Here is a 13,254-nt window from a genome sequence, read left to right as displayed (position 1 = left end):
GACGTCTCGGTGCAAGACGCCGCCGCCCAGCTTGCCGCGCCCTTGCTGATTGGCCCTGGCCTGCCCGCCGGCGCCCGGGTGCTCGACGCCTGCGCCGCCCCGGGCGGCAAGACGGCCCACCTGCTGGAGCTGGCCGACCTCGACGTGCTGGCGCTCGACAGCGACGCCAGCCGCCTGCAGCGCGTGCAGGAGACCCTGGCCCGCCTCGGGCTGCACGCCCACATGCGGGCGGCCGACGCGCGCGAGCCCGCCGCCTGGTGGGACGGCCAGCCCTTCGACGCCATCCTGCTCGACGCGCCCTGCAGCGCCTCGGGCATCGTGCGCCGCCACCCCGACGTTCGCTGGCTGCGCCGTGCCACCGACATCGCCACCCTGGCCGCGACTCAAGCTCAGCTGCTCGACGCCCTGTGGCCGCTGCTCAAGCCGGGTGGCCGCCTGCTGTACTGCACCTGTTCGGTCTTCCAGGCCGAAGGGCGGGCCGTGATCGACGCTTTTTTGCAACGTCAACCCGGCGCTGGCATCGCGCCGCAACCGGCTTCTCCGGGCCACCTGCTGCCCCTGGCGGACAATCCACCGAACGGCGCCGCGCCCGCTTCCGGTGCGTCGCCCGACCACTTTTTCTACGCTTTGCTGGCCAAGGCCACCACCTGACACCCCCGTGCCCCGCACCTCCCAGACAGGCGCTTCCGCCCTCTGCGTTGCCCTGCCGACCCGGCTTCTCGCGGGCTGGGCGCGGGCCTGGGCGACCTGGGGACTGTGCGTGCTGCTGCTGGTGGCCGGTGCCCGTGTGCAGGCCGAGCCCGTCGCCCTCGACAGCTTCGACCTGACCCGCACCGACGAGGGCCTGGTGCTCAGCTTCTCGGCCCGCTTCGAACTCTCTCGGGTGGTGGAAGACGCCGTGCAAAAGGGCGTGCCGCTGTTCTTCGTGGCGCAGGCCGAGGTCTTCCGCAACCGCTGGTACTGGCGCGACAAGGAGATCAACAGCGTCACCCGCACCTGGCGCCTGGCCTACCAGCCGCTCACGCGCAAGTACCGGGTCACCTACGGCGGCCTGAGCCAGAACTACGACACTCTGGCCGACGCGCTGGTGGCCGTGAGCCGCACCGCCGACTGGAAGCTCGCCGACGCGTCCATGCTCGACGACGGCAGCCACTACGTCGAGTTCAGCTACCAGCTCGACACCACGCAGATGCCGCGCCCCATGCAGATCGGCATCGGTGCGCAGTCGGCCGACTGGACGCTGCGTGTCGAGCGGGTTCGCCGCCTGAATTGAAGCCAGGGGTGAGCGAGGTTCAGCCATGACCAAAGCCACCCGCTGGGCATGGATCGTCTCCCTGGTCGCCGTCACCGGTGCCGGCCTGGTGCTCGTGTTCCTGCTCTCGCTGGCCACCAACAGCCGCGGCCTCTACGAGCGCCACTACGTGTGGCTGTTCTGGGTCAACGTGGTCGTGGCCAGCCTGCTGATGCTGGTGATCCTGCTGGCCGGCATCCGTCTGCTGGTGCGTGTGCGGCGCGGCAAGTTCGGCAGCCGATTGCTGCTGCGGCTGGCGGCGGTGTTCGCGATGGTGGGCGTGGTGCCGGGGGCGCTGATCTACACCGTGTCCTACCAGTTCGTCTCGCGCAGCATCGAGACCTGGTTCGACGTGAAGGTCGAAGGCGCGCTCGACGCCGGCCTGAGCCTCGGCCGCGGCACGCTCGATGCGCAGGTCAACGACCTGGCCACCAAGACCCGCCTGGCCGCCGAGCGCTTGAGTGACACCGAGCAGGTGCCGCCGCTCGCGCTGGAGCGCGTGCGCGAGCAGCTGTCGGCGCAGGAGGTCACCCTGCTCGGCCCCAACGGCCAGGTGCTGCTGACGGTGGGGCGCAGCATCGGCACGCTCGCGCCCGAGCGGCCGAGCACGACCCAGCTGCGCCAGGCGCGCAGCACGCGCGTGGTCAGCCAGCTCGAAGGGCTGGACGAAGACAGCGTGGCTGCCTCCAGCGCGGCGCGCGTGCGCGCGCTGGCCTACATGCCCAGCAGCAGCTTCTCGCTCGGCTCGCAGGACCGCTTTCTGATGGTCACGCAGCTGCTGCCCAGCACCATGGTCAGCCACGCGCTGGCGGTGCAGGCCGCCTACAAGGAATACCAGCAGCGCGCGCTGGCACGTGACGGCCTGCGCCGCATGTACATCGGCACGCTCACGCTCACGCTCATCCTTGCGGTGTTCGGCGCGTTGCTGCTGGCCGTCACGCTCGGCAACCAGCTGGCGCGGCCGCTGCTCGTGCTGGCCGAAGGCGTGCGTCAGGTGGCGCGCGGCGACCTCACGCGCAAGCAGGTGTTCGCGTCGAAAGACGAGCTGAGCGGCCTCACGCGCTCGTTCGCCGACATGACCGAGCAGCTCTCCGAGGCGCGTGCGCTGGTGCAGCGCAGCCTGGCCCAGCTGGAGGCGGCGCGCACCAACCTGCAGACCATCCTCGACAACCTTACCGCCGGCGTGATCGTGTTCGACCGCGAGGGCCACATCGACACCGTCAACCCCGGCGCCACGCGCATCCTGCGCCTGCCCGTCTCGGCCTACCGCGGCCGCCGGCTCGACGAGGTGCCCGGTTTGCAGGAGTTTGCCGCCGCCGTGGCGCAGCGCTTCGAGCTGCACCGCGGCAGCCCCGAAGCCGGCGAGCGCGACCACTGGCAAGACGCCTTCGATCTGCAGACCACCCGCCTGAACGACCCCCAGGGCGGCGACAAGATCACCCTGCTCGTGCGCGGCGCCTCGATGCCGCACGCGGGCCAGCTGATGGTGTTCGACGACATCACCGAAGTCGTCTCCGCCCAGCGCGCCGAAGCCTGGAGCGAGGTGGCGCGCCGCCTGGCGCACGAGATCAAGAACCCGCTCACGCCCATCCAGCTCTCGGCTGAGCGGCTGCAGCACAAGCTCGAAGCCAAGCTCGAAGGCCTCGACCAGGCCATGCTCGTCCGCTCGGTGGGCACCATCGTCAACCAGGTGCAGGCGATGAAGCAGCTGGTCAACGAGTTCCGCGACTACGCCCGCTTGCCGGCTGCGCGGCCGCAGGCGCTCGACCTCAACGCGCTGGTGAACGAGGTGCTCACGCTGTACGCCACGGCGCAGGAATCCGGCCGCCTGCGCACCGAGCTCACGCCCGAGTTGCCGCTCATCATGGGCGACACCACCCAGCTGCGCCAGGTCATCCACAACCTCGTGCAGAACGCGCTCGACGCAGTGGCCGACCGCCCCGAAGGCTGCGTGCGCCTGCGCACCGAGATCGCCCGCACCGAGCAGGGGGAGCTGCGCGCCGTGCGCCTGCAGGTCATCGACAACGGGCCGGGCTTCTCCGAGAAGGTGCTCAAGCGCGCCTTCGAGCCCTATGTCACCACCAAGAGCAAGGGCACCGGACTCGGCCTGGCCGTGGTCAAGAAGATCGCCGACGAACACGGGGCCCGCATCCGCCTGGCCAACCTCACACGCACCGGCGACGACGGCCCGGCGGTAACCGGTGCACAAGTTTCGCTATCATTTTCAAAATTCGCGCCGGCAGACAGCCCAGCTGTCGTGGCAAACGCCGAAGCACGTGCGCACTGAGGATCCATGGCCACCATTCTTGTTGTCGACGACGAACTGGGCATCCGTGCCCTTCTGTCAGAAATCCTGGCCGATGAAGGCCACAGCGTCGAGCTGGCCGAGAACGCAGCCCAGGCCCGGGCCTGCCGCGAGCGCGTGCGTCCCGACCTCGTGCTGCTCGACATCTGGATGCCCGACGTCGACGGCATCACCCTGCTCAAGGAATGGGGTGCCACGGGGCTGCTCACCATGCCTGTGATCATGATGTCGGGCCACGGCACCATCGACACCGCGGTCGAGGCCACCAAGGTCGGCGCCATGGCCTTCCTGGAAAAGCCCATCACCCTGCAGAAGCTGCTGCGTGCCGTCGAGCAGGCCCTGGCCAAGCCGGCCGCCCGCCAGGCTGCGCCCGCCACTGCCGTGGTGCGCACCGAAGCCAGCCTGACCATCGAAACCGTGATGACGGGCGGCAGCATGCTGCCCGTGGCCCCGCTGGTGCTGGGCCCGCAGCCCGAGCAGCTGTTCGAGCTCGACCGCCCGCTGCGCGAGGCGCGCGACGCCTTCGAGAAGAGCTACTTCGAGTTCCACCTGGCCAAGGAAAACGGCAGCATGACCCGCGTGGCCGAGAAGACTGGCCTGGAGCGCACCCACCTCTATCGCAAGCTCAAGCAACTCGGCGTGGACCTGAGCCGAAACAAGCGTGGGATGGGGGGAAACTGACTCTCCGCCGAACCGGCTATAATCGTCGGCTCTCGTCAGAGAAACTCTCGAAAGAGAAGCGGCCAAGTAGCTCAGTTGGTAGAGCAGCGGATTGAAAATCCGCGTGTCGGTGGTTCGATTCCGCCCTTGGCCACCAAACAAAAGCGGCTCCCCATGTGGGAGCCGTTTGCTTTTGGTCTACGACCATCCGCCTTGCTGGCATCTGGTCACGCAGAACGTGCAGTTCGTCGCACGCCGGTGGGAATGGGCGGGGCGGCTGCCTAGAGTTCACTCCAACGCAACACAACAACCCCGCTGGAGCCCACCATGACCGAACGTTTCATCGCCCCCCTGCTGACCTTCTCGGTGCTGATCGCTGGCCACGTGGCCATTGCCTCCGCCCTGCTGGGTGCCCCGGCCACCAAGCCGGTCGAGCAGCAGATGGCCAAGGCGCCGGTCATTCAGCTCGAAGCCGTGATCATCACCGGCAAGCGCGCTTCCTGAACCGGCTTCACGAGGGCTGCGACCCGTCTTCCTCGGCCAGCCGGTGGCAGTACAGCAGCAACTCGTCGATTTCATTGGACTTGTCGAACACGCAGTCCGCGCCCAGCTCCAGGCAGCGCGTGCGCATCTCGGGGGTGGCGTGGTTGCTGAACACCACCCACTTGGCCGGCCGATTGAAGATGCCGGCCCCCGCCTTGAGGATGCCCAGGCCGGAGCCTCCCTTGAGGTAGATGTCGACGATGACCAGGTCGCAGGCGTGGCCGCCCTGGTCGATCCAATCCCGTGCGGTGAACTCGTCTTCCGCCGTGCCCACCACTTCCACGGGCGCTGATTCCTGCAGCAGGTCGATCAGGCTTTCACGGATGACGGCGCTGTCTTCGACGATGTAGGTCCTGAGGGTGTGCATGGGCGGGCTTCCTGCGGCATCCGGCCTTGGCATCACCGCATGCGCACTTCGCCGTGTGTTCCGAGCTGGGTCGGCGGCCGGCCGGTGACGGCGGCACGGGCCATGGCGAACAGCTGCACCAGCTTGCTTGACTTCACGTCCCAGTAGTTCGCATGGGTGATCTGCACCTGCACCAGGGCCAGATCGGGGTCGGTGGTGCCGCCCGGGAACCAGGCCTCGTTGACCTTGCTCCACAGCTGCTCCTTCTTGGCTGGGTTGTCCACCAGGCGGGCGGTGCCGGAGACGGAGACGTAGCTGTCGGCGCCCGGATCGGCATAGACGATGTTGACGTTGGGCTCGGCCTCGATGTCGGCCACCGGCTCGCTGCTGCGCGACATGAAGAACCACAGGCTGTCGTCCTCGTCGACGCGCTTGTTCTGCGTGGTCATCGGACGGGCGTGCAGGTGCCCGTTGCCGTGGCGGGTGGTGAACATGGCGAACTTGATGTCCTTGATCAGATCCCACAGCTGCTCGCGGGCCGAGGTGTCGTTGGTTTCTTCGCGCTTCATGGGGTGTCCTTTCACCGGGTGAATGAGGGTTGGATCTCATTGAACCCACAGGGCGGTGCGGCGGCGATCAGCGGTGAACGCCTCTGCGTGTAGGAGCTGTCCGGTCTTGCCCGGTTGGCAAGCGGTGGCATTCGTCTATAACCGGAAGCCCTTTGCACCCACTCGGCCCCCACCCCTGCACCACGCGCCCATGCACCACAACGTCAGCCTCATTTCCACCATCGCCGTCGGTTTCGGCCTGGCGCTGATCCTGGGGGTGATCGCGGCGCGCATCCGGGTGCCGCCGCTGGTGGGCTACCTGCTGGCCGGCATCGTCATCGGCCCGGCCACGCCGGGCTTCGTGGCCGACCTGAACCTGGCGGGCCAGCTGGCCGAGATCGGCGTGATGCTGCTGATGCTGGGGGTCGGCCTGCACTTCTCGCTGGCCGACCTGCTGAAGGTGCGGCGCATCGCCATCCCCGGTGCCGTGCTGCAGATCGCGGTGGCCACGGCGCTGGGCATGGCGGTGGCTACGTGGTGGGGCTGGAGCGTGGGCGCGGCGCTGGTGTTCGGCCTGTGCCTGTCGGTGGCCAGCACGGTGGTGCTCCTGCGGGCGCTGGAGACGCGCGGCGTGCTGGAGTCGGTCAACGGCCGCATCGCGGTGGGCTGGCTGGTGGTCGAAGACCTGGTGATGGTGCTGGTGCTGGTGCTGCTGCCGCCGCTGGCCGGGCTGCTCGGCGGCCAGCCAGACGCTGCCCCATCGGAGTACGGCCTGTGGGCCACGCTGGGCCTCACCTTCGCCAAGGTGGCGGCCTTTATCGCGCTGATGCTGGTGGTGGGCCGGCGCGTCTTCCCCAAGCTCTTGTGGCTGGTCGCCAAGACCGGCTCGCGCGAGCTGTTCACGCTGTGCGTGGTGGCGGCGGCGGTGGGTGTGGCCTATGCGTCGGCGAAGCTGTTCGACGTGTCGTTCGCGCTCGGCGCCTTCTTCGCCGGGATGATGATGCGCGAGTCGGAGTTCAGCCACCGCGCTGCCGATGAATCGCTGCCGCTGCGCGATGCCTTCTCGGTGCTGTTCTTCGTCTCGGTGGGCATGCTGTTCGACCCCATGGTGCTGGTCGACGAGCCGCTCAAGGTGCTGGGCGTGGTGGCCATCATCATGGTCGGCAAGACGCTGGCCGCCGTGGGCCTGGTGCTGGCCTTCCGCTACCCGATGAACAGCGCCCTCACCGTGGGCGCGAGCCTGGCGCAGATCGGCGAGTTCTCGTTCATCCTGGCCGGGCTGGGCGTGTCGCTGGGCCTGCTCTCCAGCGCCGGGCAGAGCCTGATCCTGGCCGGTGCGCTCATCTCCATCGCGCTCAACTCGCTGCTGTTCACCGCCATCGAGCCGCTGCAGGCCTGGCTGCGCGTGCGTTCGCCGCTGGCGCGCCGCCTGGAGCAGCGCGACGACCCGTTGGCCGAGCTGCCGACCTCGGTGCACGAGTCCTTCCTGAGCGGCCAGGTCGTGCTGGTCGGCTACGGCCGGGTGGGGCGGCGCATCGCGCAGGCGCTGGAGGCGCAGGGCGTGCCCTACGTGGTGGCCGAGCAGCACCGCGAGCTGGTCGAGCAGCTGCGCGCACGCAACATCCCCGCGGTGAGCGGCGACGCGGCCGACCCCGGCGTGCTGATCCAGGCGCACATCGCCAACGCCGGCATGTTGGTGATCGCCACGCCCGACACCTTCGCCGCGCGCCAGATGATCGAGACGGCACGCACCCTCAACCCGCAGATCGAGGTGGTGCTGCGCACCCAGAACGAGGACGAGGCCGAACTGCTCACCCGCGAGCAAATGGGCATGGTCTTCATCGGCGAACAGGAGCTGGCCACCGGCATGGCCTCGCACGTGCTGTCGCGGATGCGGCCGGGGCGGGCCACACGGGCCCCCCAGGCCGCACACGCCACGCACTGAGCGCCCGTCGGCGCTGGCTGCAGCCTGTCCTGGCCGCTGGCCGGCCCGTCGCCTGCCGCTGGCAGCGGCGCGGTGGCGCCGCTTACAGTGGCTGCATGGTTGCTCCTGCCCCACTTCCCCCCCAGGCCCCGGCCACGCCGCCGACCTTCTTCGGCAGCGTCAAGCTCGGCTTCGCCGCCTATTCGCGCTGGCTGGCCAGCATCAGCTGGTTCCGCTTCTTCCTGATCGCCGTGCTGACGCTCATCGTCTCGGGCGTGCTCTCCAGCCTGCCGCCCTTCAACATCCCCTGGGGCCGGGACACGATCATCTACAAGCCCAAGCGCGTGCCCACACCGCCCCAGCCACCAGCGCCCCCGGCCGAGCCGGGCAACGAGAAGACCGCGGTCGACATCGGCGGCAAGAGCTACACCATCACCGTCGGCAAGGACGGCATCCGCATCGGCCCGACCGGTGCGAGCGCGCCCGCGCCGCTGCCCTCTGCGTCCGGGGCCGGCGTGCACGTCGACCTGCCCGGCGTGAAGGTCGACCTGCCCGAAGGCGCCAGCAACCCCGAGGTGCGTGAAGCCATCCGCGAGGCCAAGGCGGCCATCGAGGAGGCCCTGGCCGATGCCCGCGAAGCCGCGGCCGAAGCCGCTGACGCCGCCCCCAGCGGCATGCGCGAGATCCGCATCAGCGCCTTCACGCCGGGCGAGCACCTGCCGGGCTTCGCCTTCCTGCTGATCGTCATCTCCGGGATCATCAAGCTGATGGCGGCCGGCCGCTTCAAGGCCGAGGCCCGCGCGGTGGTGGCCACCGAGATGGCCGAGAGCGAGGCGCTCAAGCGCCAGGTGGTCGAAGCCCGCATGGCCGCCATGCAGGCGCAGGTGGAACCGCACTTCCTGTTCAACACGCTGGCGAGCATCGACCACCTGATCGAAACCGACCCGCCGCGCGCCAGCAAGATGCAGAAGAACCTGATCGCGCTCCTGCGCGCCAGCATGCCCACCATGCGCGAGGCCAATGCGCAGAGCAACCGCGACCTGGGCCGCGAGCTGGCGGTGATCCGGCCCTACCTGGAGATCCTGAAGGTGCGCATGGAAGACCGGCTCACCACCGACATCCGCGTGAGCGACGGCCTCTTGTCGGCCGAGTTCCCGCCGATGATGTTGCAAAGCCTGGTCGAGAACGCCATCAAGCACGGCCTGGAGCCCAAGCCGGAAGGCGGCTCGCTGACGGTGAGCGCCGAGATCGTGCACGGCAAGCTGGCCGTCACCGTGGCCGACACCGGCCTCGGCTTCGGCAAGGCGGCCACCGCCGGCACCGGCATCGGCCTGGCCAACATCCGCGAGCGGCTGCAGCTGCTCTACGGCAGCAAGGCCAGCCTCACCGTGGCGGAGAATCCGGGCGGCGGCACGGCGGTCACCATCACCGTGCCCTACAGCTCGAACAACCACGAAGGCAAGGCATAGCGGGCCGAGCGCCGGGCCGCCCCAAGCCGGCCCGCATCCCCTCGGGGGATCGGCGAAAGTACTCTTTTGACGAGGGGCAGACATGAAAGCCGTGATCGCGGACGACGAACGTTTGATGCGCGAGCAGCTGCGCGCACGCCTCACCGAGGTGTGGCCCGAGCTGTCGATCGTGGCCGAGGCCAAGAACGGGTTGGAGGCGGTGGAGCTCACCCGCCAGCACCGCCCGGACATCGTCTTCCTCGACATCCGCATGCCCGGCATGACCGGCGTGGAGGCGGCCCGCGCCATCGCGCTGCTGCCCGACGAACTCGACGACTGGCCGGGCTGCGAGATCGTCTTCATCACCGCCTACGACCAGTACGCCGTCGAGGCCTTCGAGCAGGGCGTGGTCGACTATGTGTTGAAGCCCGCCGAGCGCGAGCGCCTTCAGCTCACCGTCGAGCGCATCAAGAAGCGCTTCGCCCAGCGCGCCGCCACCCAGGAGCCGCCGCCTTCGGCCGGGGCCGACATGCAGCAGCTGCTGCGCAAGCTCGCCGGCCAGCTCGCACCCGGCACGCAGCGCCTGAAGTGGATCCAGGCCACGGTGGGCCAGAGCATCCAGATGATCCCGGTCGAAGACGTGCTCTTCTTCATCTCCGACGAGAAGTACACCCGGGTGCAGACGGCCACCGTCGAGGCGCTGATCAGGAAGCCCATCAAGGAGCTGCTCGACGAGCTGGACCCCGAACTCTTCTGGCAGATCCACCGCTCCACGCTGGTCAACACGCGTGCCATTGCCGGCGTGAGCCGCGACATGCGCGGCCGCCAGCTCGTCAGCGTGAAGGGCCACAACGAGAAGCTCGAGGTCAGCCGCAGCTTCACCGGCCTCTTCAAGGGCATGTAGCCTGTCCACCAGGCGGTACTGGCATCGCCTTCCAGACCAACATCCTCGCGTTGAATGCAGCCATGGAGGCGGCCTTCGCCGGCGAGTTGTGCACCCTGGCCCAGCGCAGTGCGCAGGCCGCGTTCAAGCTCTGAGCCGCACCGCGGCGCAAAGCCTCAGGCTTCGAGGCGGAAGCCGACCTTCAGCGTGACCTGGTAGTGCGCCACCTTGCCGTCCTGCACGTGGCCGCGTGTGCTGATCACCTCGAACCAGTCCACGTGGCGCAGGGTCTTGGAGGCCGTGGCGATGGCGTTGCGGATCGCATCGTCGCTGCTGGTGGTCGACGACCCGACCAGTTCGACGAGCTTGTAGACATGGTCTGACATGGCGTGCTCCTCAGGGGGTGCTCCAGCCTACACCCCGCTGCCGCTCCACCCGCGGTGGGGTCATCCGGGCGCCCCTAAGATGCCGCCCATGAGTCTGTGGCCCCGGCTTTCGAGCCTGCTGATGTGGTTGCCGTTGCTGGTGCTCGCGCAGCCGGCGGTGGTCGTGACCGAGCACGTGCGCGCCGAGCTGGTGGCCCATGCGCCGCAAGGCATCGGCCCCGGCAAGGACCTCCGGCTCGGCCTGCTGCTGCAGCACGAGCCGCATTGGCACACCTACTGGAAGAACCCCGGCGACTCCGGCCTGCCCACGCGGCTGAGCTGGCAGCTGCCGGCCGGCGTGAGCGCCGGTGAGATCGAATGGCCCACGCCGCAGCAGCTGCCCCTCGGGCCGCTGATGAACCATGGCTATGAAGGCCAGGTGCTGCTGCCGGTGACGGTGACGCTGCCGAGCGGCTTCTCGGCGCCGACCCTCGACGTGAAGCTGCACGCCGAGTGGCTGGTGTGCAAGGACGTCTGCATCCCCGAGACGGGCGAGTTCTCGCTGCGCTTGCCGGCCGCCTCGTCGCTGGCGGTGCATGGCGCGCTGTTCGAGGCGGCGCGTGCGCGGGTGCCGCGTGAGGTCGACAAGGTGCGCGCCGTGGCCCGCGTGGAAGGCGAGGCCTTGAAGGTCGAGGTCGACGGCCTGCCGGCCGCGGCGCGCTCGCAGAAGCTCGTCTTCTTCGCCGAGACCGGCGCCATCGTCGACCCGGCCGCACCGATGGCGCAGCGCTGGGAGGGCGAGCGCTGGGTCGCCAGCCTGCCGCTCTCCAGCGAGCGCAGCACGCGCCCGGCCGAGCTGCATGCGGTGCTGGCCCGGCCTGGCGCCGAAGCCGGCCTGCGCGTGCGCCTGGCCGTCAGCGGCTGGCCGGCCGAGGGCGTGCGGCGCCCGGTGGCCACCGCGGCCGTGCCGGTGGCGCCGGTGGCCGAGGCCTCGCTGTGGCTGTCGCTGGGCCTCGCGCTGATCGGCGGGCTTCTGCTCAACCTGATGCCCTGTGTCTTCCCCGTGCTCTCGCTCAAGGTGCTGGGTTTCGCGCAGCCGGGCCACGCTCGGCGGGAGCTTGCGGCCGGCGGGCTGGCCTACACGGTCGGTGTGGTGCTGTCCTTCGTCGCGCTGGCCGGCCTGCTGCTCGCGCTGCGCGCCGGTGGCGAGCAACTGGGCTGGGGCTTCCAGCTGCAGTCGCCGATCTTCGTGGCGCTGCTGGCGGCGGTGTTCACGCTGATCGGCCTCAACCTCGCCGGCGTGTTCGAGTTCGGCAGCGTGCTGCCCAGCGGCCTGGCCACGCTGCGCGCGCGCCACCCGGTGGCCGATCACGCGCTCACCGGCGTGCTCGCGGTGGCGGTGGCCTCGCCCTGCACTGCGCCCTTCATGGGCGTGGCGCTGGGCACCGCGCTCACCTTGCCGGCGGCCCAGGCGTTGTGGGTGTTTGCCGCGCTCGGCCTGGGCATGGCGGTGCCGTATCTCGCGCTCAGCCTGTCGCCGGGTCTCGCGCACCGCCTGCCGCGGCCGGGTGTGTGGATGCAGCGCTTCAAGGTGCTGATGGCCTTCCCGATGTTCGCCACTGTGGTGTGGCTGCTGTGGGTGCTGGGCTTGCAGGTGGGCATCAACGGGGTTGCGGCCTGGCTGGTCGTGCTGCTGGCGCTGGCCTTCGCGGCCTGGGTTGGGGGCCTGGCGGGCGCGGGCCGCGCGGCGCGCTGGGGCTTCGGCACGGCGGCGGTGCTGCTGCTGGCAGCCTCGCTTGCATGGGCCTGGCCCAGCCTGCAGCCTGCGGTGATGGTGGCGGCCTCATCGGCGCCAGCCGGCGAGCGCTGGCAGCCGTGGTCGGCGGCGGCCGTCGAGCAGGCGCGTGCCGAAGGGAGGCCGGTCTTCGTCGACTTCACCGCCGCCTGGTGCGTCACCTGCCAGGTGAACAAGCTGACCACGCTCTCCGACCCCGCCGTGCTGGCGGAGTTCGAGAGCCGGCAGGTGAGGCTGTTGCGCGCCGACTGGACGCGCCGCGACCCGCTGATCACCGCCGAGCTCACGCGCCTGGGCCGCAGCGGCGTGCCGGTCTACGCGCTCTACGCGCCGGGAACTGGCGCGCCGCACGTGCTGTCAGAGCTGCTGAGCGCGGGTGACATCCACCAGGCGCTGTCGTCGCTGTCCGTGGCCCGCGCTGGCGAGCCGTCTTCTTCCACCCTTGCAAGGAGCCCGTGATGATGAAGAACCTGCTGACGGCCGCGCTGGCCACGGCCGTGTGCGGTGTGGCCATGGCGCAGGCCGTGGTCGGCCAGCCGGCCCCCGCGTTCACCGCCACCGATGCCAGCGGCAGGGCCGTCAACCTGGCCGACTACAAGGGCAAGTACGTGGTGATCGAGTGGACCAACCCCGACTGCCCCTTCGTGCAGAAGCACTACGACAGCGGCAACATGCCCGCGACGCAGAAGCAGGCCACGGCCAAGGGCGTGACCTGGCTGTCGATCCAGACCGGCGCTGCCGACAAGGCCGAGCTGCAGGCCTGGCAGAAGTCCAAGAAGGCCGTGCCCACCGACACCTTGCTCGACCCCGACGGCAAGGTGGCCCGCGCCTACCGCGCCAAGACCACGCCGCACCTGTTCATCGTCGACCCGCAGGGCACGGTGGTCTACACCGGCGCCATCGACAGCAAGCCCACGGCCAACCCGGCCGACATCAAGACCGCCACCAACTACGTGAACCAGGCCCTGGGCGAAGCGCTCGCCGGCAAGCCGGTGAGCCAGCCCAGCACGCAGGCCTACGGTTGCTCGGTCAAGTACCCGAGCGGGGCCTGAAGCGTCAGCGCTGCGCTTTCAGAGAGCTCGCGATGCACCACTGCGCGAGCCAGTAGCTGAGCAGGATCCACAGCGCCGACAGCGGCAGCGGTGC

Annotated in this window: 13 protein-coding genes, 1 tRNA gene and 1 pseudogene; 12 read left to right on the top strand and 3 right to left on the bottom strand. The window is 69.6% G+C overall.

The features are described 5' to 3' along the window. The 6 genes from VFL64_RS04040 to VFL64_RS04015 form a co-directional block, all read left to right on the top strand. On the top strand, window positions 1-651 hold a 651-nt coding region (locus tag VFL64_RS04040; protein WP_489539100.1), incomplete at its 5' end, for a 16S rRNA (cytosine(967)-C(5))-methyltransferase. A 7-nt stretch (window positions 652-658) separates the two neighbouring features. Then, window positions 659-1,273 (top strand): DUF4390 domain-containing protein, encoded by a 615-nt coding sequence (locus VFL64_RS04035; protein ID WP_489539099.1) that lies wholly within the window; start codon window positions 659-661, stop codon window positions 1,271-1,273. Window positions 1,274-1,298: 25 nt separating this feature from the next. After that, window positions 1,299-3,578, top strand: a complete 2,280-nt coding sequence (locus VFL64_RS04030; RefSeq protein WP_489539098.1) for a sensor histidine kinase — start codon at window positions 1,299-1,301, stop codon at window positions 3,576-3,578. A gap of 6 nt (window positions 3,579-3,584) precedes the next feature. Next, window positions 3,585-4,277, top strand: a complete 693-nt coding sequence (locus VFL64_RS04025; protein WP_489539097.1) for a response regulator — start codon at window positions 3,585-3,587, stop codon at window positions 4,275-4,277. Window positions 4,278-4,337: 60 nt separating this feature from the next. Next, a tRNA-Phe gene (locus VFL64_RS04020) sits at window positions 4,338-4,413 on the top strand. Window positions 4,414-4,583: 170 nt separating this feature from the next. Next, a complete protein-coding gene (locus VFL64_RS04015) occupies window positions 4,584-4,760 on the top strand; it encodes a hypothetical protein (RefSeq protein ID WP_489539096.1) in 177 nt (58 codons plus the stop codon). Window positions 4,761-4,767: 7 nt separating this feature from the next. Here VFL64_RS04015 and VFL64_RS04010 read toward each other — a convergent pair whose 3' ends face one another. Next, entirely contained in the window at window positions 4,768-5,166 is a 399-nt protein-coding gene (locus VFL64_RS04010) for a response regulator (RefSeq protein ID WP_489539095.1), read from the bottom strand. Between the two features lie 32 nt (window positions 5,167-5,198). Continuing rightward, window positions 5,199-5,714: a pyridoxamine 5'-phosphate oxidase family protein gene (locus tag VFL64_RS04005; protein WP_489539094.1), complete on the bottom strand. Its 516-nt coding sequence runs from the start codon at window positions 5,712-5,714 to the stop codon at window positions 5,199-5,201. A gap of 190 nt (window positions 5,715-5,904) precedes the next feature. Between VFL64_RS04005 and VFL64_RS04000 the strand changes: the two genes are divergently transcribed. From VFL64_RS04000 to VFL64_RS03985, 4 genes and pseudogenes are all read left to right on the top strand, one after another. Next, entirely contained in the window at window positions 5,905-7,638 is a 1,734-nt protein-coding gene (locus VFL64_RS04000) for a cation:proton antiporter domain-containing protein (protein ID WP_489539093.1), read from the top strand. Window positions 7,639-7,733: 95 nt separating this feature from the next. After that, complete coding sequence (locus VFL64_RS03995) at window positions 7,734-9,086, top strand: sensor histidine kinase (protein ID WP_489539092.1); 1,353 nt, start codon at window positions 7,734-7,736, stop codon at window positions 9,084-9,086. 82 nt (window positions 9,087-9,168) lie between these two features. Further along, the gene (locus VFL64_RS03990; protein WP_489539091.1) at window positions 9,169-9,969 is read left to right on the top strand and encodes a LytR/AlgR family response regulator transcription factor; all 801 of its coding nucleotides are present in this window, start codon (window positions 9,169-9,171) and stop codon (window positions 9,967-9,969) included. 20 nt (window positions 9,970-9,989) lie between these two features. Beyond that, window positions 9,990-10,091, top strand: a pseudogene (locus VFL64_RS03985) (methyl-accepting chemotaxis protein); the annotation flags it as partial. 33 nt (window positions 10,092-10,124) lie between these two features. On the opposite strand, the gene VFL64_RS03980 reads toward VFL64_RS03985, so the two are convergent. After that, window positions 10,125-10,334, bottom strand: coding sequence for a dodecin (locus tag VFL64_RS03980; protein WP_489539090.1), 210 nt, complete (start codon window positions 10,332-10,334; stop codon window positions 10,125-10,127). Between the two features lie 88 nt (window positions 10,335-10,422). Here VFL64_RS03980 and VFL64_RS03975 point away from each other — a divergent pair, with 88 nt between their 5' ends. Together VFL64_RS03975 and VFL64_RS03970 are read left to right on the top strand one after the other, a co-directional pair. Then, window positions 10,423-12,567 (top strand): protein-disulfide reductase DsbD family protein, encoded by a 2,145-nt coding sequence (locus VFL64_RS03975; protein WP_489539089.1) that lies wholly within the window; start codon window positions 10,423-10,425, stop codon window positions 12,565-12,567. Then, complete coding sequence (locus VFL64_RS03970; RefSeq protein WP_489539088.1) at window positions 12,567-13,160, top strand: redoxin domain-containing protein; 594 nt, start codon at window positions 12,567-12,569, stop codon at window positions 13,158-13,160. The genes VFL64_RS03975 and VFL64_RS03970 overlap by 1 nt, the downstream gene beginning before the upstream one ends. The last annotated feature ends 94 nt before the right edge of the window (window positions 13,161-13,254 follow it).

It is taken from the genome of Rhizobacter sp. (assembly GCF_035702065.1).
Taxonomy (GTDB): domain Bacteria; phylum Pseudomonadota; class Gammaproteobacteria; order Burkholderiales; family Burkholderiaceae_C; genus Rhizobacter.
Note: the sequence above shows the minus strand (reverse complement) of the source record. Positions and strands in the feature narration are given on the sequence as shown.